Consider the following 18,766-nt stretch of genomic DNA (forward strand, 5'->3'; position numbering starts at 1 on the left):
CGTTGGACTTCACGATGCACTCCCTACGGCGCCGGCATACCAGGCGGCCAGCAGCAACGGGGCGGCCGCAACCAGCAGCCCGGCCCACGCACGCCGTGCGCTGCGTACCGCGAAGACCCAGATCACGGCGCCCGCATAGATGGCGAAACTGGCGAGCATGCCGGTCAGCACGGCCTGCGGCTTGCTGATCGGCAGCGCCAGCGCGGCGACGCTGGCCAGCGCCGCCAGCGCATAGCCGCCCAGCACGGCGGCGACGATGCGCGAAACGAGCGAGCCGATCTTCAGGGCTCGGGGCACGGCGGCTGGCATTTAGTGGCTGGCCTTCTTGGTCGGTGCGGGAATGGCCGGCACGGCGGGCAGGCCGTCGGGTTTGACGTAGGTCAGCGTGCTGACATAGTCGACGCGATGGTATCGCTCAGGGCCGCCGTGGCCCTGGCGCTCGCCCGGGGTTTCGTCCTGGTGGCTGACCTCGGCGACGTAGACGCCTTGCCACGGCATGTCGAAGGCGACCTTGCCCTGCTCGTCGGTCTGCTTCTCCTTGGCCCAGCCGGACTGCGTGACCAGCGCGACTTTGGCCTTGGGCAGCGGCTTGCCGCGGAAGAAGACCTGCAGCTCGCCAGCCTTGCCGGCCGGCACCACGTCCAGCACCAGCTTCGGCGCCTGCGGCGCCAGCTCGGTCACCAGCCGCGCGGCGGGGAAATACCAGCCGGTCAGCTGCTGATCGCCGCGCTTGAACGGGTACAGCGGGTAGTGGGGCGCCTGGGCGACGATCGCGTCGCCGGCCTTGGCCCGGAAGGGCAGGGCATAGCCGTCGCCGGTCTTGACGCCGTCGGCGGCCCGCTCTTCCCTGGAGGACAGCAGCGCGGCGCTCGGCACGCCAAGCTTGTCGAGCGTGCCGGGCGAGACCTCGCGCAGGTTCTCGGCGAATTCGCCGAAGCGCACGCTGGCGTTCTGGCCCGGCGCCTGCTCGATCCAGATCTGGTGAGAATGCGCCGCGGTGGCGAAGGCCATCAGCGCGACGGCGAGCGTGGTGGAAGCGTTCATGGAATAGCCCTTGGATAGCCGTTAGAAGTCGAATTGCGCCGACAGCATCAGCGTGCGCGGAGCGGCCGCGGTGACATAGGTCCCGCTGGCCAGCCAGTAGTTGTCGTTGAACAGGTTCAGCACATTGGCGCGCAACACGACCGGCGTGCTGCCGATCCGGGTCCGGTAGCGTGCGCCGATATCGTAGCGGGTATAGCTGGGCAGGCTCAGCGTATTGGCCGCGTTGAAATACATCGACGAGGTATGGAGCACGCGGCCGGACAGGCTCAGGCCCTGCACCCACGGCGTATCCCAGTCGACGCCCAGGTTGAAGGTTCGCTTGGGCACGTTGTTGGCGTCCTTGCCGTCGTTGACGCCGCCGGCGGTACGGGTCAGCTTGGCATCGAAGAACGTCGCGCTGGCCATCAGCCGCAGGCCGCGCATCACCTCGCCGTAGGCCGACAGTTCCAGGCCGCGGTTGCGCTGCTCGCCGTCGAAGCTGTAGATGTTGGTGGCGGGGTCGGTGACGGCGCTGGGGCGTTCGATCTGGAACACCGAGACGGTGGTGGTGACGCGGCGGCTCCAGTCGACCTTGACCCCCGCCTCGTACTGCCTGGACTTGTACGGCGCGAAGACCTCGCCCGCGTTCTCGGTGCCGGCCGGTGCGACGCCGCCGCGCGTCAGACCCGCGGTGTAGTTGCCGTAGACCGACACATTGGAGAGCGGCTTGATCACGATGCCGGCGAGCGGCGAGACCGCGCTGTCGTCGTACTTGCCGGACTGCACGCCAGCCGTGAAATTTTCCAGCGCCACGCGCTGGTGGCGCAGGCCGCCGGTGATCAGCACGCGATCGTCGGCGAAGGACAGCGTATCGGTCAGCGAGAAGCTGGTCAGTTCGGTTTCGGAGGCGCGCTGCGGTTCGTCACGGGTGCCGCGCACCGGCGGAATCGGCACGGGGTGGTAGATGCTGGACGGCACGCCGTCGCTGAGCGGATTCGCCCGATAGAAGTTGCCGGCCTCCTGATCGAGCCGCGTCGCGCTGAACGTCACGGTATGGCCGACGTTCCAGGTTGCAAAGCTTGCGCGCGCGCCGACCTCGGCCGTGCGCGTCTTGCTGTACGCGTCGTACCAGGCGTTGTTGACGGTGAAATTGCCCAGGGCATCGACTCGTCCCGACGGGAAGTCCTGATACGTCGATCCCTCGTGATAGCCGGCCGCGCCCCATACCATCAGGTTAGGCGCGAGGTCGTATTCGACCCGGCTCATCACGGCCGTGTCGTGCAGGTTCAGCTTGGTGCCGGGGTAGAAATTCCGGTGACCGGACGGCGCGTCCGGGATCGACGTGACGCCGGCCAGGAAGCCGATCTGCGGCCGGAAATTGTCGATGCCCTCGTGCTGGCTGTAGGCATCGAGCGACCAGCGCAGCTTGCGGCCGCGATAGTCGAGGCCGATCGCGCCGACCGTCTGTTCGGCGCGGCCATCGTCCAGCGTCGTCTTGCCGTTCTGGTAGCCGCCGTTGAAGCGCACGCCCCATTCCTTGTTGTCGCCGAAGCGGCGGCCGATGTCCGCCTGCACGCCGAGCTGCGACTTGCTCTGGAAGGTGCCGGTCAGGCGGGTCAGCGGCTCGTCGCCGGCACGCTTGGTGACTACATTGATCGCGCCGCCGATGCTGCCGTTCGGGCCGATGCCGTACATCAGCGTGCCCGGGCCCTTGAGCACCTCGACGCGCTCCATCATCAGCGCCGGCATCCGGCTCGCGGAGGCCATGCCGTACAGGCTGTTCAAGCCGACGTCGCCGCTTGATACGGTGTAGCCGCGGATCTGGAAGTCCTCGCCGAAGCCGCCGCTCGATGTCAGCGTGCGCACCGAAGCCTCGCCGACGACCACGTCGGCCAGCGTGCGGGCCTGGGTGTCCTGCAGCATCTCGGCGGTGTAGTTGGTGGTGCTGAACGGCACGTCCATCACGTCGGCCGTGCCCAGCACGCCCAGGCCGCCGCCGCGCGCGACCTGGCCGCCGGCATAGGGCGCCGGCAGCGCGCCGTCGCTGGCCGATGCGACCACGGTCGCTGTGGGCAGCATCGCGACGCCATCGCCGGTATCCGCGGACCGCGGCGCGGCATTGACGACGTAGGTGCCGTTCGCCTGCTCGACGGCCACCAGCCCGGAGTTGGCCAGCAGCGTGTCCAGGCCGCGGCGCACCGTGTAGTTGCCCTGCAGGCCGGCGCTGCTGCGGCCGGCAGTCAGTTCGGGCTTGAACGACAGCATGATGCCGGCCTCGCGGCCGAAGCGGCTGAGCGCGTATTCGAGCGTGCCGGCCGGGATGTCATAGCTGCGGCTTGCGGAGGCAGGCTGCGCATGGGCGATGGCCGGCACGGACAGCGCCGGCAGGACCATGGCGGCGCCGCAGGCGATCTGCCGCGCCGCGCGGGCCAGCAACTTGCGCCGGAATCGGTGAGTGGGCTGGCGCGTCGGCGCCGTGACGTGGACCCGGAGGGAAGCCATGATCTGACCTTTCTGAAGGAGGAGAAGTTGGAGTGCTCACCTCCATGACCCGCGAAAAACCAAAACGGATCAGCTCGCGGCAAATTTTTTTTCGGATCGTCGTGGACTACCCCCTTGCGGCCGGGCCCCGCGTCAGCCGGATCTCTCGTCGCCCCCACAGCCTCGTCACCACTTCGGTGCGGACCTCCAGCGTCGTGCCCAGCGCGCTCAATACCTTGCCGATGTCGTCGAGCGGGAACGAGCCGGACACGCGCAGGCCCGCCAGCGCCGGGTCGCAGGACAACGCGTCGTGGCTGTAGCGGCCCAGTTCCACAAGGAAATCGTCCAGCCGCATGCTGCGGGCGACGATGAAGCCTTCGGCCCAGGTCGCGCCGTCGCTTTCGGCCGGGCCAGGGGACGTGATGCTGTCCGCCGTATAGCTGGCGCGATAGCCGGCCGGCAGCACGATCGAGCGGCCATCGTTGCCGTTGCCATTGGGGCGGATTTCGACCTTGCCCTCGAACACGCTGACGTCGGTATCGTCGCCGCGCTGGCGCACGACGTAGCGCGTGCCGAGCGCCTGCGCCGTGCCCTGCGCCGTTTCGACGAGGAAGGGCCGGGATGGCGATGCATCGTCCTTCGCGGTGGCGATCAGGATTTCGCCGGCCAGCAGCCTGACGCGCCGCTGCGCGGCGTCGAACTCGATGTTGATCGCGCTGGCGGTGTTCAACCACAGCTGCGTGCCGTCCGCCAGCACCAGCGAACGGCGCTCGCCGACCGCGGTGCGATGGTCCGCCGCCCATTGGCGCCACGGCGTATGGTCGCGCGCGCTCCAGGCGAGGCCCCCAGCGAACAGCGAGACCGCCAGCACCTTGACCGCGCGCCGGCGCTTTGGCGAACGCGGCGGGGCGAGCGCGGCCCGCGCGATATCGGCGGTCACCGGCGAGGATAGCGGCCGCAGCCGGTCCTTGACCGACTCGATCCGCTGCCAGGCCCGCTCGTGATCGGGATGCGCGGCGCGCCAGCGCTGCCATGCCTCGACGACCTCGGGCGCCACGTCCTCGCCCTGCAGTTCGAGCAGCCATTCCAGCGCGCGCTCGGCCACGTCGGCCGGAACGTTGGCGGCGTCGGCGGTGGTCTGGTACCAGGTCGAAGCCAAGGCGGCGATATCCGGGTTGATGCGGTCGTTATCCGACGAACGACAGGTCCGCGAAGAAGCATCGCTGCAGCGCCTTGACGACATAGCGCTTGACCGTCGGGACCGAGATGCCCAGCGCCTGCGCGACCTGGGCGTGCGTCTGCCCGTCGAGCTGGGACAGCAGGAAGGCCTCCTTGACGATCGTCGGCAAGCCGTCGAGCAGGCAATCGAGCTCGAGCAAGGTCTCGAGCAGGATCGCTCGTTCCTCCGGCGACAGTTCGACGCGGCTTGGCGCCTGCGCCAGGGCCTCGAGATAGGCGCGTTCGAGTTTTTCGCGGCGCCAGTGGTTGGACACCAGGCGCTGCGCGACCGTGGTCAGGTAGGCGCGGGGCTCGTCGAGCCGGCTCGGTACCCGATCGCTGTTCAGCAGCCGCACGAAGGTGTCGTGCGCCAGGTCGCCGGCCTGCTCGGCGCTGCCCAGGCGCCGGTGCAGCCAGCCCTTGAGCCATAGATGGTGGTCGCAATACAGCGACTCGATGCTCGTGGGTGGCAGGCAGACCGGCGTAGGCATGTTGCAGCAGGAGATTCCGCTCGACCGCCGCTCCGGCGGGGCGGAGGCGGACACGGCAGAGCGGAAGGCGGAATGGCAAGGAAAGGTGACGAAAACAGAATGATGCAAATAGTAATCATTATTAAAAACAGAGTTAAACGAAATCTGTCAAGGCGCGATGGGTCTGGGGCGCGAGGCGTGTGGCGCGCGGACGAGGCAGGGCAGGGAGCCGGATCGCGCACCGTCCGCCGGCTGCCACATTTCTGCCATGCCGCCGCCATAGTTGGCCGCGACAATCTTCGGCTTCTCACCCAGCGAAGGAGCAGACCCGTGTCCCCACTCCGATCCACATTGGCCAGGCTGGCGGCCCTGGCGACCGTTACCGTGCTGGCTGCCTGCGGTTCCGATGACGATGGCGCGGGCAATCCCGGTCCGGGCACGCCGCCGCCGGCCGCGGTCGCGCCGGGCACCCGGGCCACGCTGGCCTTGCTGGAGACCACCGATCTGCACAGCAACGTGCGCAGCTATGACTATTTCAAGCTGGCCGAAGACCAGACCATGGGCTTCGAGCGCGTATCGACGCTGATCAAGCAGGCGCGCGCCGAATTCCCCAACACGATGCTGCTGGACAACGGCGACACGATCCAGGGCACCGCACTGGCCGATTACCAGGCGCAGGTCAGCCCGCTGTCGTGCGGCGATACGCTGGCGATGTACAAGGTGATGAACGCGGCCAGGTTCGATGGCGGCGGTATCGGCAATCACGAGTTCAACTACGGCCTGCCGTTCCTGAACCAGGTCACCGGCAACCGCTTCAACGTCGACGGGCTGCCCGAGCCGGCCGCGCAGACCGCGTGCGCGGGCCCGACCTTTCCGCAGGTGCTGGCCAACGTCTACAGCGTCAAGTCGAAGGCGCCGCTGTTCCAGCCCTACACGATCATCACGCGGCAGTTGAGCGCCACCGCGCCCGACGGCAAGGCCGTGACGGTGCCCGTCAAGGTCGGCATCATCGGCTTCGCGCCGCCGGCGATCATGACCTGGGACAAGCGCTGGCTCGACGGCAAGGTCTACACGGTCGGCGCCAGGGAAGCCGCCGAGCAGTACATCCCCGAAATGCGGGCGAAGGGCGCCGACCTGGTGGTGGTGATCTCGCATGGCGGCCTCGATGCGTCGACGTATTCGCCGAACATGGAGAACGCGAGCTGGCATCTGTCGAAGGTGCCCGGCGTCGATGCGATGCTGATCGGGCATTCGCACCAGATCTTCCCCGACGCCAACAGCACCGTGGCGCAGTTCAACCTGCCCGGCGTCGACAAGGCCAGGGGGCTGGTCAACGGCGTGCCGACGGTAATGGCGAACTACTGGGGCAAGCACCTGGGCGTGATCAAGCTCGAACTCGCCCATGACGGCACGCGCTGGACGGTCGACAAGAATGCGACCACGGTGCAGGCGCGCTCGATCCAGAAGGCCGACAAGACCTATGTCGAGGCCGACCCGGAGGTCGCCGCTGCCATCGAGGCAGAGCACCAGGCCACCATCGCCTACGTGAAGACGCCGATCGGCACCACCGACTACCGGATGAACAGCTACTTCGCGGACGTCGGCGATCCAGGGGCGATCCAGATCGTCAATCAGGCCCAGGCGGCCTACGTCAAGGACTACATCGCCGCCAACCTGCCGGACCTGGCGTCGCTGCCGGTGCTGTCGGTGTCGGCGCCGTTCAAGAGCGGTTTCGGCGGCGGCAGCGACTACACGGACGTGCAGGCCGGCAACCTGGCCATCAACAACGCCGCCGATCTCTACCTGTATCCGAATACGGTCTACGCGGTGAAGGTCAATGGCGACGAGATGAAGGCCTGGCTCGAGACCGCGGCTCGCCGCTTCAACCAGATCAGCACCACGGCGAGCACCGAGCAGCAGCTGATCAGCAGCTTCCCGGGCTACAACTTCGACATGTTCACCAGCGCGGACCTGAGCTACGAGATCGACGTGACCCAGCCGGTCGGCAGCCGCATCAAGAACCTCAGCTATCTCGGCGCACCGGTGACCGCCAGCCAGCAGTTCATCGTCGCCACCAACAACTACCGCGCCAGCGGCGGCGGCAACTTTCCGGGGCTGGACGGCAGCAAGACCGTTTACGCCTCGCCCGATGCGAACCGCGACGTGCTGATTGCCTACATCAAGAAGATCGGCACCATCACCCGTGCCGCCAACGGCTCGGCACGCAGCTGGCGTTTCACCAAGGTCGCGACCGCGGGCAAGGTGGTGTTCAGTTCCGCGCCGGGGCAGCTGCCGCAGGCGCAGGCCGCCGGTCTGTCCAATATCACGCTGGAGAGCGCCGACGACGGCTCCGGCAAGAACCTGGCGAAATATGCGATCGACCTCAACAGTTGAGTGGCGGGGCGGCGGCAAGCCGCTCGCGTGGCGCCGCCTGAATCCGTTGCCTGTCATCGCCACGGCCGCGGTATTGCTGGCGGGCGCCTGCGTCGCCGGCGCAGCGGTCTGGCGCCATCATGCCGCGCAACATGACGATGCCCGGCGGATGCAGCTCACGCAATGGCAGACCCTGGCCACGGCGGCCGCCGATCCCGACGCGTTGGCCTCGCTGCGTGCCGCGGCCGAGCGCGGCGAGGTGGCCGCGCAGACCGCGCTGGGCGAAACGCTGCTGTCGCGGCCAAATGCCTCGGAGCGAGAACAGGCACGCCGGTGGCTGCAGCGCGCGGCGGCGACGGGCGACGCGCGTGCCAATTTCGTGCTCGGCAAGGCCGCGTTCCTTGGCGATGCTGGCGGCGACGGCGGCGCGGCGGTAAACGGCAAGCCCGACCATCAGGCGGCCTGGCGGCATCTTCGTGCCGCGGCAGAGGCGGGCCATGTCGGCGCGGCCTACTACCTGGGCCTGCTCCATCGCGGCGGTTACGGCGCGCAGCCGAACCCCGCCGAAGCGGCGCGCTGGTTCACGGTGGCGGCCGAAGGCGGGGTGGCGCAGGCGATGTTCATGCTGGCCAATGCCTATCGCGAGGGCAGCGGGGTCGCGCGCGACGACGACAAGGCTGTGGCCTGGTACGAAGCTGCCGCGGAGCGCGATCACCCGGAATCGATCCAGGCGCTCGCCATCGCCTACCGCCATGGCGAGCTGGGCCTCGACCCCGACGAGCGCAACTTCCGCTTCCATCTGGTCGAGACGGCGCACGCGCTCAAGCATCCGGCTCTCAAGCCCTGAAACCGCCCCGGATTGCACACTGTCGATCAGCGGCCCGCTGCAGTTCAGCCTGCCGACCACGCAGTTCGTCGTGGCGACGTTCGTCTATCGGCAGCCGGTGTCAGCCAATACGGTGGTCGCGCTGGCAATGATCTCGCTGGTGCTGACGGCCGTCGCGGTTCGGCCGCTGCTGGCGGCGCGCTGTCCCGCCAGCCCGACGCGGCCGCGACGGTGCGCTACTTCTGGTATGCCGGCAGCACGAAGCCGGCAAAGCGCTGCTGCGTCACGGCCTTGAACGAGGCAGAGCGGTAGGCATCGCGGATATCGGCAACGAAGGGCTTGTTCAGATCGCTCGTTTTGACGGCCACCAGATTCATGTAGTAGTCGGGGATCTTTTCCAACGCCAGCGCCGACGTCAATTTCAGCCCGGAGGCCAGTGCGAAATTGCCGTTGACGAAGGCATAGTCGACGTCATCGAGCGAGCGGGGCAGTTGCGCCGCTTCCAGCTGCACCAGCTTGAGCTTGTGCGGATTGCCGGCGATGTCCCGCTCTGATGCACGCACCGCGTCCGTGCCGGGCTTGACCGTGACCCAGCCGATCTGTTGCAGGATCGCGATCGCGCGTGCGAGATTGGTCGGATCGTTCGGCAGCGAGACCGTCGCCCCCGGCTTCACGTCGCTCAACGCCTTGTGCTTGCGGCTGTAGATGCCGATCGGTGCCGTTGGCACGTGGATCACCTCGGACAGCTGCAACTTGCGGTCGGCGGAGAAGGTCTTCAGATAGACCGAATGCTGGAAGGCATTGGCGTCGAGCGCGCCGTCCGCCAGTGCCAGGTTTGGCTGGACGTAGTCACTGAATTCGACAATGGTCACCTTGTAGCCGCGCCCTTCGAGAATCGGCTTGATGCCGTAGCGGATCTGGTCGGCATAGGGGCCGGCGGTCGCGCCGAAGCGGATTTCCTTCTTGTCAGGGTCCGCCGCGCAGACGGACTGCATGGCGCCGAAGGCCAGCAACAGGGTGGCCAGTATCCGGACTCGGCTTGCGACTCGCATCGAATTCTCCCGTTGGTTCTCGATTCTGTTCTGCGTGTTGTTCCGCGGCGGCGCGGCTGCGCCGGGGAACATGCCGGCCCATTGTAGGGACGGGCGAGACGGGAGCGAAGCTGCAAATTGGCATGCGCATATGCGGCGAGCGCATATGCGCAACGAACGGGCTGTGCCGGGGGCCGACCTACCGCGCCATCACCTTGTCCGGCGTCATCGGCGTCGTCCGCAGGCGCCTGCCGGTCGCATGGAAGATCGCGTTGCTGATCGCGGCCGCGACGCCGACGATGCCGATCTCGCCGACGCCCTTGGCCCCGATGCGGCTGACGATGCGGTCGTCCTCCTCGATGAAGACCACGTCGATATCGCGGATGTCGGCGTTGGCCGCGACGTGGTACTCGGCGATGTCGTGGTTCATGAAGCGGCCCAGCGCGTGGTCGGCATGGGTTTCCTCGTGCAGCGCCTGGCTGATGCCCCAGACCACGCCGCCGATCACCTGGCTGCGGGCGGTCAGCGGATTGACGATGCGGCCGGCGGCCACCGCGCTGACCACGCGCATCACCCGCACCAGCCCCAGCGCCTCGTCGACGCGTACCTCGCAGAACACCGCGGAATGGACCGCGCGCACCGTCTTCTTCTGTTCCGCGAGATTGGGGACCAGCAGATAGCGCACGCCCAACTTGTCCTTGCCGTGGGCCGACAGCACATCGGTCAGCGGCATCGCGACGGCGGGATCGGCGCGCAGGCAGATCATGCCGTCACGGAATGCCACCTGTTCGAAGCCGCAGCCCTGGAAGCGGCTGTCGCGCAGCCCTCGGGCCAGGCGCCACAGCTGGCGTTGCAGGCGTTCGCAGGCCCCATCGACGGCGGAGCCGACGGTCGCCACATGCGAGGAGCCGCCCTCGATCGGCGCGAACGGCAATTCGGAATCGCCGAGGCGGAACACCACCCGTTCCAGCGGCAGGCCCATCGCGGAGGCCGCGATCTGCGTCATCACGGTATAGGTGCCGGTGCCGATGTCGCTGGCCGCGCTGGCGACCTCCAGCAGGCCGTCGGCATGCAGCGTCGCGCTGGCGCGTGCGGCCATCTGCATCGCGTCCCACGTGCCCGTGGCCATGCCCCAGCCGATCAACTCGTGGCCGTCCCGCATCGAGCGCGGCTGCAGCGGGCGCTCGTTCCAGCCGAAGCGCCGGGCACCCTCGTCATAGCATTGGCGCAACGACTTGGTCGAGAAGGGCAGGCCCTTGTTGCCGTCGCGCTCGGCGTAGTTGGCCAGCCGCAGCGCCAGCGGGTCGATGCCGGCCGCGTACGACAGCTCGTCCATCGCCACTTCCAGCGCATGCACGCCGTGGGCGGCGCCCGGTGCGCGCATGTCCATCGGCGTGTAGTGATCGAGATCCACCAGCCGGTATTCGAGGCGGACGTTTTCGCTGGCGTAGAGCTGTCCGGACCAGTTCGCGACGACCTCGACGTAGTCCTCATGCCGCGACGTCTCCGCGGCGACCTCGTGGATCACGGCTTTCAGCCGGCCCTCGGTGTCCGCGGCGAGCCGTACGCGTTGCCACGTTTCCGGACGATGGCCGAAGGTGAACATCTGCTGGCGGGTCAGCACCACGCGCACCGAGCGCTGCAGCTTCAGCGCGCCCATGACCGCCATCAGCAGCGGGTACTGGGGCCGCAGCCCCGAGCCGAAAGCCCCGCCGACGAACTGGTTGCGCACCACCACCTTGCGCTTGGGCAGGCCGAACACGCGCGACACCATCCACCGGCAGTTCTGCGAGCCCTGGGTCTTGTCGTGGATCAACAGATGGCCGCGGCTGTCGCGTATCACGGTGCTGGCATGCATCTCCATCGGATTGTGGTGCTCGACGCCGGCGTAGTACTCGGCATCGATCTTGACCGGCGCGGCCTCGAAGGCCGCATCGGCGTCGCCCTTTGGCTTCGGCGTCGGCGAATAGCCGGCCTTCAGCGAGGACGGCTCGTGGCTGTGCTGCAAGTTGGCCAGCAGGTTCGTTTCGTGCGACGCGGCCTCGTACTGGACCTGGACCAGCATCGCGGCGTAGCGCGCCAGCTCGAAGGTCTCCGCCACCACCAGCGCGACCGGCTGGCCGCTGTAGTGGATCTCGTCGTCGTACAACGGCCGGAACGGCGAGCCGGCCGGCGCCGTCATGTCCTTGTAGAACAGCCGCAGCGAACGGACCTTGGGACGGTTCTGGTGCGTGATCACGTCGATCACCCCGGGCACTGCCAGCGCCTGGCTTGCGTCGATCGACACGATGCGGCCGCGCGCAACGGTGCTGTTGACCACCACGCCATAGGCCAGATCCGGCGCGGGATGCTCGGCCGCATAGCGAGCGTGGCCGGTGACCTTGGCGACGCCGTCGATGCGGGGCGTCGGCGTGCCGATCCCCGATTGGCCGGAGCCGGGCAACGCCACTGGCTGCTGATTTTCGTCGATCGGTTCGAGCACGGTCTTGGTCATGCCAGCGCCTCCTCGCGGTATGCGTCCTGACCGGTGTTGGTCAGGATGCCGGCGGCCGCCATTTCCAGCGCGCGCACGATCGCGCGCTCGGCCAGTGGAATCTTGAAGCCGTTATTTGGGCCGCTGTTGGGGCCGTTGTTGGGGCCGCCGTCGGGTGGGCTAGCCGCCCAGCTTTCCGGCAGCGCCGGACCGCCCCAGGCTCGCGCATCGCGCAGCACGAAGCGGGCCGCCTCGGCGAACGCTTCGGCGTCCGCCGGCCTGCCGACCAGCAAGCCCTCGGCCTCGGTGTCGCGCCAGGGCTTGTGGGCGACGCCGCCCAGTGCGAGCCGGGCGGCGCGGATGCGGCCGTCGGCCTCCAGATCGAGAGCCGCCGCCACCGACACCAGCGCAAAGGCGTACGAGGCGCGCTCGCGGACCTTCAGATAGCAACTGTGCGCGGAGAAGGCTTCGGCCGGCGGCAGCGACAGATGCGTGATGATCTCGTCGGGCGCCAGCGTGGTATCGATGTCCGGCCGATCGCCGGGCAGGCGATGGAATTCGCTGAACGGAATCTCGCGCGTGCCGCTGACCGATTCGACATGGACGGTCGCATCCAACGCCGCCAGCGCCACGCACATATCCGATGGGTGGGTCGCAATGCAGTGCTCGCTGGCGCCGAGGATCGCGTGCTGGCGGGCCAGCCCGCTCGCGGCCGGACAACCGGTGCCCGGCGCGCGCTTGTTGCACGGCACGCCGGCATCGTAGAAGTAGTAGCAGCGCGTGCGCTGCAGCAGGTTGCCGCCGTTGGTCGCCATATTGCGGATCTGCGGCGAGGCTCCGGCCAGGATGGCGGCGCGCAGCAGCGGATAGCGCTCGCGCACCAGCGGATGCTCCGCGGTGTCCGCATTGCGGGCCATCGCGCCCAGGTGCAGGCTGCCGTCGGGCTGTGCCTCGATCTCGGCCAGCGGCAGCAGGCCCAGGTCGACCAGCGTGGCAGGGCGCATCACGTCGACCTTCATCAGATCGACCAGATTGGTGCCGCCCGCCAGGCAGCGTGCGGACGCATTGCCCGACGCGCGCTCGGCCGCCTCATGGATCAGCGCCAGCGCCACCGGCATGGTGTCGGCGCGTTCATAGCGAAACGGGTTCATGGCGTCTGCTCCGGTGTTGCCGATGACGGCGTTGCGCCGGCAGGAATCCCGGCGGTTTCGCCGGCGGTTTCGCCTGCGTTTTCCGTTTGGCGTGCGCCTTCATCCCGTGCGCGGCCGTTCAGCACCACCCGGGACACCGCCTCGACGATCTGCGGATAGGCGCCGCAGCGGCACAGATTGCCGCTCATGCGCTCGCGGATCTCCGGCACGTTGCGCGGCGGGGTTTCGTTCAGCAATCCCGCGGCCGAGCAGAGCTGGCCCGGCGTGCAATAGCCGCATTGAAACGCATCGCATTCGATGAAGGCCTGCTGCAACGGATGCAGCGCGCCCCCGTCGCCGGCAAGCCGGGCGAGTCCTTCGACGGTCGTGATGTCGGCCTGGTCGTAGGCGACCGCCAGCGCCAGGCAGGCATTGATGCGGCGCCCGTCCGCAAGAATCGTGCAGGCGCCGCACTGGCCATGATCACAGCCCTTCTTGGTGCCGGTCAGGTCCAACTGCTCGCGCAGCAGGTCCAGCAGCGTGACCCAGGGCTCGACGTGCAACGTGTAATCGGCGCCATTGATGCGAAGACGTACCGGCAGCCGCGAGGGCACCGGGCGGGGCTCGTTCTGCGGGGAGCGGGTGATCGGTTTGGGCTCGGGTGCCAGCATGTCGGTCCTCCGTGTGTCGCCATCAGGGCCCCGACAAGGCGGAGCACTCTGGGCGGCCACGCAAGGGCTGCGCCAATGCGGCGGAAGGCAGGGACAATGGCGACAAGCCGCCGGACCGGCACCCGAATCGGCGCAAACGTGCGTCGCGCTACATCCGGGGGCCGCTTCCGTGGGGCGATCGATATGGCGTGGCGATGCAATCTTGACGCGTCGCCGTTGGTAAAAACGTCAGGCGCCGAAGCAAGGTCGCCGGAGGAGGGCGGTGCCCGGGGGGCGGCGAGTCATCCAGCAATCAGGATGCGCGGCCCATTCGACCTCACTTCAACTGCTGGATCCGGATCATGTTGCCGGCCGGGTCTCTTGCACCGAAGTCGCGTACCCCATAGGGCTGGTCTGTCGGCTCCTGGACGATCTCCGCGTCCCACTGCTGCAAACGCTGGAACACCGCATCGAGGTCCGCGGCACCGAGCAGCAGCATCGCAAAGGTGCCCTTGGCCATCATCTCGGCGATGGTGCGCTTCTCGTCGTCGGTGACGCCGGGCGTGGCATTGGGCGGGTACAGCACGATGGCGGTGTCGGGCTTGCCCTTCGGACCGACGGTGATCCAGCGATGGCCGCCGAAGGCGACATCCTTGCGCACCTCGAAGTCCAGGGCGTCGCGATAGAAGGCCAGCGAGACCTCCGGGTCGGTGTGGGGCAGGAAGGTCGAGTGGATGGTGATGTCCAAGATCAGGCTCCATGGTGTTTGAGGACAGGCGTCGGCCGCGCCGTCGCGGCGTGGGCTCGAAGCCATGTGAGCCAGTCTAGACGGGCTCTTTTTCCGTCGCTTCTCGATTCCTGATCGGTCGCGTCACCTGCCGGGCGACGCAGGCCGGAATGCCCTCGGCTTCGCCGGCCCAGTCGCGCCGGTAAACGCTGGGGGAGACACCGACCAGTTCGCTGAACCGCGTGCTGAACGTGCCCAGCGACGAGCATCCGACCTCGAAGCAGACCTCAGTCACGCTCAGGTCGCCGCGGCGCAGCAGCGCCATCGCGCGCTCGATACGCCGGGTCATCAGGTAGGAGTAGACCGACTCGCCGTACGCCTGTCGGAACTGGCGGCTGAGATGGCCGGCCGACATGTGGACGCCCCGGGCAAGCGCCTCGACATCGAGCGGTTTCGCGTAGTCGCGGTCGATGCGGTCGCGAACGCGGCGCAGGCGTGCGAGGTCTCGGAGCGTGGTATCGGGGGCGGCGGCGGGCATCGCGGTATCGTGCCATGCGCAACGCCGGGGCTCAACCTCGAGGCTCAAACACATCGGATCCGCCTTCAGGGCCGCTTTCAGGCCCGAGATTGCGCCCGCTCTGGCGCAATGCGCGGGGCCAACCCGATTGGCATCGGAGAGCCGATCGCCGACACTGCGGCCGTGAACCGGACCGGAGTCGGATATGGCCAAGACCGCTGCCGTCGGATCGCTGCACCGCCGTCTGAGCCTGTCGCTCGGCGGCCTGGCGCTCCTTGTCGGATTTCTGGGCGCGCTGGGCGCGTGGATCGTGGTCCGCCAGCTGGCCAGCGAGTTCAACGACGACTTGCGGCACGCCGCTGCAGCGATCCGCGCGGCGCCGCCGGTCATGCCGGCACCGCCCCACGGCGGGCCGTCGGCGGCGCCGCCTGTCCTGGTGCAGACCTGGGGGCCGGAGGATAGCGTCCGCCCCGGGCACAGCAGCGCGCCGTGGGTACTGCTGCCGCGGGCGCCGCTGGGCTTCTCCGACGTGGAGGCCGGCGGAATCGTCTGGGACGTGTTTGCGATGCAGGCCGGCGATGCCTACATGCAGATTGCCCAGCAGCGTGCCGTTCGCGCGGCCAATGCGCGGCGGGTGGCGGCATGGGCCGCGGTTCCCGTGGTGCTGTTGTTGCCGGTGCTGATATGGGCGATCCGCGTCAGCGTCAGGGACGCGCTGCGGCCGTTGAGCGTGATCGGCGAGCGCGTCGCGCAGGCCGACCTCAATCACCTGGAGCCGATCGATATCGGCACCGCGCCGGAGGAGCTGCGGCCCTTTCTGGAGTCGGTCAACCGCATGATGGTCCGGCTGTCCGGCCTGATCGACACGGAGCGCACCTTTATCGCGAACGCCGCGCATGAATTGCGGTCGCCGCTGACGGCCCTCCAGCTGCAGGTCGAGAATCTAATGCAGGCGCCGCGCGGCAACATCGACCAGCAACTCGAAGAACTGCGCCGCGGCATCCGGCGCACCGGGGCCTTGATCACCCGGCTGCTCGAACTGGCGCGCGCGGAAATCGGCACGCCGCGGGCGCTGGACAACGTGGCGGTGGCCGCTGTCGTCACCGATGTCGTGACCGACCTGCTGCCGCTCGCCATTGACCGCGGCGTCGACCTGGGCGTGGAGCGGCTGGACGACGTGCGGCTCGCCGCCACGGAGACGGATCTGCGCATGCTGATCAAGAACCTGGCGGACAATGCCATCCGGTATGGCGGCCGGGGAGGGCGGGTAGACCTTAGCGTGCGCCGCGGCGAAGGCGGTGGCGGTGGCGGTGGCGGTGGCAGCGGCAATGTCGTGATCGAAGTGGCAGACAGCGGGCCGGGCATCCCGGAGACTGCTCGCCTGCGGGTATTCGAGCGTTTCTATCGCGGCGGGGCGACCGACGAAGAGGGTAGTGGACTCGGACTCGCCATCGTGCAGACGATTGCAGCGAACCTGGGCGGCCGCGTCGAACTGACGGGGCGCGCGGATGGCCGGCCGGGGCTCGTCGCGAAGGTGGTATTGCCGCTGCGAACCGCACCGCCCGCGGCGAATCCGGCCACGGCCGCCACCGGGTGACCGTGCACGAGGTGCTGGCAGAGGTAGCCGAACACGTATCGCCAGCCTTCCATGGGCCGGATGTGCGATGAAACGGGCTGTGCAAATGGGTGCGGCCCGATTCGTTCAGCCAGCAGAAAAGACGCTATGCCGGTAGAAGACCAGCGCTTCGAAAACTGTCGACCAACGCGTCGTACACAGCAATGTCGGCATGGCTTCTTGCAACGAGTTGAGCGCCCGCAATGGCGGCAAAGATGGCGCGTGCCCGCTGGCCGCTCTGAGCCGGATCCACTACGGCCGCTGCCGACAACACCTTGGTCAGCCAGGCAATGTTCACGTCTTGAAAGGCCTTGACCTCGGCCTTCACCACTTCCGGCAGGTCATCCGTTTCCGCGGCCATGAAGCTGCATAGGCAAATGCGATTGCCGCTTTCGAGCGCCTTGCGAAACAACTCGGGATAGCGATGCAGGCTCGATAGCGGATCCGGCGATTTTGCCAGCAGTTCTTCAAGAGCGTCCGCTGTGCCCTGCCAATACCGCCGCGCTACGGCCGCGCCAAGATCGGCCTTGCCATCGAAATGGTGGTAGATGCTGGCGGCCTTGATGCCCACCGCCTCCGCGAGATCCCGAAAATTCAAGCCGCCGTAGCCGTGCGCCTGCGCGATGTGAGTGGCCGCGGTCAGGATCCGCTCCCTGGAGCCAGGGGACGGGCCAGCGGTCCCGCTCGCGCTCGTGTGCCTTGTCATGGTTTGCCTCTCTCCATCCGCACGTTCTTGACGTGCCGCATTGTACCTTCTATTGTCGAACCTAACGATCGTTAGGTAGATAGACTGCGGAGGGTCAACGCATCCTCCATCCGACATGCGATTCATTTTGGAGAACGGCAATCGTGACTTCCCATCCCGGCAGTACCACCGCCGCAACGATATCCCCGATGCGGATCTACGATTTCCCGACTGGGCCTTATCCAACGCGCGTTCGCATTGCCTTGGCCGAAAAGAACCTTCAGTCGCGTGTCGAATTCGTGATGGTCGATCTTTACCAGGGCGAGCACAAAAGGCCGGAGTTCATTGCCACCAGGAATTACTCAGGCACACTGCCGGTACTGGAGCTTGGCGATGGCACGTGCATAGCGGAATGTACGGCCATCACCGAATATCTGGACGCAGTCGATGGCCAACCGACTCTGACCGGCCGGACGGCGCGCGAAAAAGGCATCATCCACATGATGAACAAACGCGCCGAACTGGAATTGCTGGATGCCATCAGTGTCTATTTCCATCACGCCACCCCGGGCTTGGGGCCGGATGTCGAAATCTATCAAAACGCGGAATGGGGCTTGCGCCAGCGCGACAAGGCAGTGAAGGGCATGCACTATTTCGACTCGGTCCTGAAACGGCAGCCGTATGTCGCTGGCGAGGCCTTCTCGATGGCGGATATCGCGGTGATCGGGGGATTGATTTTTGCCGCCCTGGTCAAGCTGCCGGTGCCTGCCGAGTGCGAGGCATTGCGAGCCTGGTACGCGAGAATGCTGCAGCGCCCAACGGTCGGCAGCCAGCCGGTGTTCTCGGCGCTGTCCCGCGCATCGGCTCGAAGATCGCAGCCGTGATGGTGGAGCGCTGGCCTCGCTCCTGTCGCGAGAGTGTGCGACAGTGGCAGGGCCCGACAACGGCATCCGTTCCATCCGATAGACCGGCCCACCAATGTGGACAGCGGCCGCCGCGAACGCAGCGTCGGATGGCGGATTCTTGACGCTCCAGGAGACACGACATGCTCAGCAAGAACACGATCTGCTTGTGGTACGACAACGACGCGCTCGATGCCGCTACCTTCTATGCCCAAACCTTTCCCGACAGCGCGGTCGGCGCCATCCACAGGGCGCCGGGCGATTATCCGTCCGGGAAGGAGGGTGATGTTCTGATGGTCGAATTCACGGTGATCGGCATTCCTTGCGTCGGACTGAACGGAGGCCCGCAGGTCAAACACAACGAGGCCTTCTCGTTTCTGATTTCTACCGACGACCAGGCCGAAACCGACCGCTTGTGGAACGCGATCGTCGGCAATGGCGGACAGGAAATCGAATGCGGCTGGTGCAGGGACCGGTGGGGATTGTCATGGCAGATCAGCCCGCGCGCCCTGACTGACGCGGTCACCGGCCCGGATCGTGCGGCGGCCAAGCGCGTATTCGATGCGATGATGACGATGAAGAAGATCGACATCGCGGCGATCGAGGCGGCACGGCTCGGCCGGTCTGACGCTTGATGTCAAAGGA

The 18,766-nt window shown here is 67.4% G+C and carries 17 protein-coding genes; 5 read left to right on the forward strand and 12 right to left on the reverse strand.

Annotation, left to right across the window (positions count from 1 at the left end; translation table 11 throughout):
• Positions 1-9: 9 nt before the first annotated feature.
• The 5 genes from F7Q96_RS09605 to F7Q96_RS09625 form a co-directional block, all read right to left on the reverse strand.
• Positions 10-309 carry a DUF3649 domain-containing protein gene (locus F7Q96_RS09605; protein WP_053823873.1) on the reverse strand — a complete coding sequence of 100 codons (300 nt, stop codon included), beginning with the start codon at positions 307-309 and terminating at the stop codon, positions 10-12.
• Positions 310-1,044 (reverse strand): DUF4198 domain-containing protein, encoded by a 735-nt coding sequence (locus F7Q96_RS09610; RefSeq protein ID WP_053823874.1) that lies wholly within the window; start codon positions 1,042-1,044, stop codon positions 310-312.
• A gap of 21 nt (positions 1,045-1,065) precedes the next feature.
• Entirely contained in the window at positions 1,066-3,525 is a 2,460-nt protein-coding gene (locus F7Q96_RS09615; protein WP_226995072.1) for a TonB-dependent receptor, read from the reverse strand.
• Positions 3,526-3,631: 106 nt separating this feature from the next.
• Positions 3,632-4,663, reverse strand: coding sequence for a FecR domain-containing protein (locus tag F7Q96_RS09620; RefSeq protein WP_053823875.1), 1,032 nt, complete (start codon positions 4,661-4,663; stop codon positions 3,632-3,634).
• A gap of 28 nt (positions 4,664-4,691) precedes the next feature.
• Positions 4,692-5,213, reverse strand: coding sequence for a sigma-70 family RNA polymerase sigma factor (locus tag F7Q96_RS09625; protein ID WP_053823876.1), 522 nt, complete (start codon positions 5,211-5,213; stop codon positions 4,692-4,694).
• A gap of 309 nt (positions 5,214-5,522) precedes the next feature.
• Between F7Q96_RS09625 and F7Q96_RS09630 the strand changes: the two genes are divergently transcribed.
• Complete coding sequence (locus F7Q96_RS09630) at positions 5,523-7,586, forward strand: bifunctional 2',3'-cyclic-nucleotide 2'-phosphodiesterase/3'-nucleotidase (RefSeq protein ID WP_053823877.1); 2,064 nt, start codon at positions 5,523-5,525, stop codon at positions 7,584-7,586.
• Positions 7,587-7,632: 46 nt separating this feature from the next.
• On the forward strand, positions 7,633-8,412 hold the full coding sequence (locus F7Q96_RS09635) for a tetratricopeptide repeat protein (RefSeq protein WP_226994926.1): 780 nt from the start codon (positions 7,633-7,635) through the stop codon (positions 8,410-8,412).
• A gap of 215 nt (positions 8,413-8,627) precedes the next feature.
• Here the strand turns inward: F7Q96_RS09635 and F7Q96_RS09645 are convergent, their stop codons facing one another.
• From F7Q96_RS09645 to F7Q96_RS09670, 6 genes are all read right to left on the reverse strand, one after another.
• Positions 8,628-9,386, reverse strand: a complete 759-nt coding sequence (locus F7Q96_RS09645) for a MetQ/NlpA family ABC transporter substrate-binding protein (protein WP_390884868.1) — start codon at positions 9,384-9,386, stop codon at positions 8,628-8,630.
• A gap of 235 nt (positions 9,387-9,621) precedes the next feature.
• Complete coding sequence (locus F7Q96_RS09650) at positions 9,622-11,916, reverse strand: xanthine dehydrogenase family protein molybdopterin-binding subunit (protein WP_053823879.1); 2,295 nt, start codon at positions 11,914-11,916, stop codon at positions 9,622-9,624.
• Positions 11,913-13,046 carry an FAD binding domain-containing protein gene (locus F7Q96_RS09655; protein WP_053823880.1) on the reverse strand — a complete coding sequence of 378 codons (1,134 nt, stop codon included), beginning with the start codon at positions 13,044-13,046 and terminating at the stop codon, positions 11,913-11,915. The genes F7Q96_RS09650 and F7Q96_RS09655 overlap by 4 nt, the downstream gene beginning before the upstream one ends.
• Complete coding sequence (locus tag F7Q96_RS09660) at positions 13,043-13,696, reverse strand: (2Fe-2S)-binding protein (RefSeq protein ID WP_212762891.1); 654 nt, start codon at positions 13,694-13,696, stop codon at positions 13,043-13,045. The genes F7Q96_RS09655 and F7Q96_RS09660 overlap by 4 nt, the downstream gene beginning before the upstream one ends.
• A gap of 316 nt (positions 13,697-14,012) precedes the next feature.
• Entirely contained in the window at positions 14,013-14,423 is a 411-nt protein-coding gene (locus F7Q96_RS09665) for a VOC family protein (protein WP_053823881.1), read from the reverse strand.
• Positions 14,424-14,499: 76 nt separating this feature from the next.
• Positions 14,500-14,940, reverse strand: coding sequence for a helix-turn-helix transcriptional regulator (locus F7Q96_RS09670; protein ID WP_053823882.1), 441 nt, complete (start codon positions 14,938-14,940; stop codon positions 14,500-14,502).
• 184 nt (positions 14,941-15,124) lie between these two features.
• Between F7Q96_RS09670 and F7Q96_RS09675 the strand changes: the two genes are divergently transcribed.
• A complete protein-coding gene (locus tag F7Q96_RS09675) occupies positions 15,125-16,516 on the forward strand; it encodes a sensor histidine kinase (protein ID WP_053823883.1) in 1,392 nt (463 codons plus the stop codon).
• 124 nt (positions 16,517-16,640) lie between these two features.
• Here the strand turns inward: F7Q96_RS09675 and F7Q96_RS09680 are convergent, their stop codons facing one another.
• Positions 16,641-17,240 (reverse strand): TetR/AcrR family transcriptional regulator, encoded by a 600-nt coding sequence (locus F7Q96_RS09680; protein WP_053823884.1) that lies wholly within the window; start codon positions 17,238-17,240, stop codon positions 16,641-16,643.
• A gap of 188 nt (positions 17,241-17,428) precedes the next feature.
• Between F7Q96_RS09680 and F7Q96_RS09685 the strand changes: the two genes are divergently transcribed.
• Together F7Q96_RS09685 and F7Q96_RS09690 are read left to right on the forward strand one after the other, a co-directional pair.
• The gene (locus tag F7Q96_RS09685) at positions 17,429-18,103 is read left to right on the forward strand and encodes a glutathione S-transferase (RefSeq protein WP_053823885.1); all 675 of its coding nucleotides are present in this window, start codon (positions 17,429-17,431) and stop codon (positions 18,101-18,103) included.
• Between the two features lie 161 nt (positions 18,104-18,264).
• The gene (locus tag F7Q96_RS09690) at positions 18,265-18,756 is read left to right on the forward strand and encodes a VOC family protein (RefSeq protein ID WP_053823886.1); all 492 of its coding nucleotides are present in this window, start codon (positions 18,265-18,267) and stop codon (positions 18,754-18,756) included.
• The last annotated feature ends 10 nt before the right edge of the window (positions 18,757-18,766 follow it).

It is taken from the genome of Cupriavidus gilardii (assembly GCF_008801915.1).
GTDB classification, from domain to species: domain Bacteria; phylum Pseudomonadota; class Gammaproteobacteria; order Burkholderiales; family Burkholderiaceae; genus Cupriavidus; species Cupriavidus gilardii.

Excerpts from the sequence above, each read along its gene's own strand:
- F7Q96_RS09625 (WP_053823876.1), bottom strand. The coding sequence starts at position 5,213 with ATGCCTACGCCGGTCTGCCTGCCACCCACGAGCATCGAGTCGCTGTAT.
- F7Q96_RS09645 (WP_390884868.1), bottom strand. The coding sequence starts at position 9,386 with ATGCAGTCCGTCTGCGCGGCGGACCCTGACAAGAAGGAAATCCGCTTC.
- F7Q96_RS09680 (WP_053823884.1), bottom strand. The coding sequence starts at position 17,240 with ATGACAAGGCACACGAGCGCGAGCGGGACCGCTGGCCCGTCCCCTGGC.
- F7Q96_RS09660 (WP_212762891.1), bottom strand. The coding sequence starts at position 13,696 with ATGCTGGCACCCGAGCCCAAACCGATCACCCGCTCCCCGCAGAACGAG.
- F7Q96_RS09690 (WP_053823886.1), top strand. The coding sequence starts at position 18,265 with ATGCTCAGCAAGAACACGATCTGCTTGTGGTACGACAACGACGCGCTC.
- F7Q96_RS09610 (WP_053823874.1), bottom strand. The coding sequence starts at position 1,044 with ATGAACGCTTCCACCACGCTCGCCGTCGCGCTGATGGCCTTCGCCACC.
- F7Q96_RS09670 (WP_053823882.1), bottom strand. The coding sequence starts at position 14,940 with ATGCCCGCCGCCGCCCCCGATACCACGCTCCGAGACCTCGCACGCCTG.
- F7Q96_RS09605 (WP_053823873.1), bottom strand. The coding sequence starts at position 309 with ATGCCAGCCGCCGTGCCCCGAGCCCTGAAGATCGGCTCGCTCGTTTCG.
- F7Q96_RS09655 (WP_053823880.1), bottom strand. The coding sequence starts at position 13,046 with ATGAACCCGTTTCGCTATGAACGCGCCGACACCATGCCGGTGGCGCTG.
- F7Q96_RS09615 (WP_226995072.1), bottom strand. The coding sequence starts at position 3,525 with ATGGCTTCCCTCCGGGTCCACGTCACGGCGCCGACGCGCCAGCCCACT.
- F7Q96_RS09650 (WP_053823879.1), bottom strand. The coding sequence starts at position 11,916 with ATGACCAAGACCGTGCTCGAACCGATCGACGAAAATCAGCAGCCAGTG.
- F7Q96_RS09675 (WP_053823883.1), top strand. The coding sequence starts at position 15,125 with ATGGCCAAGACCGCTGCCGTCGGATCGCTGCACCGCCGTCTGAGCCTG.
- F7Q96_RS09685 (WP_053823885.1), top strand. The coding sequence starts at position 17,429 with ATGCGGATCTACGATTTCCCGACTGGGCCTTATCCAACGCGCGTTCGC.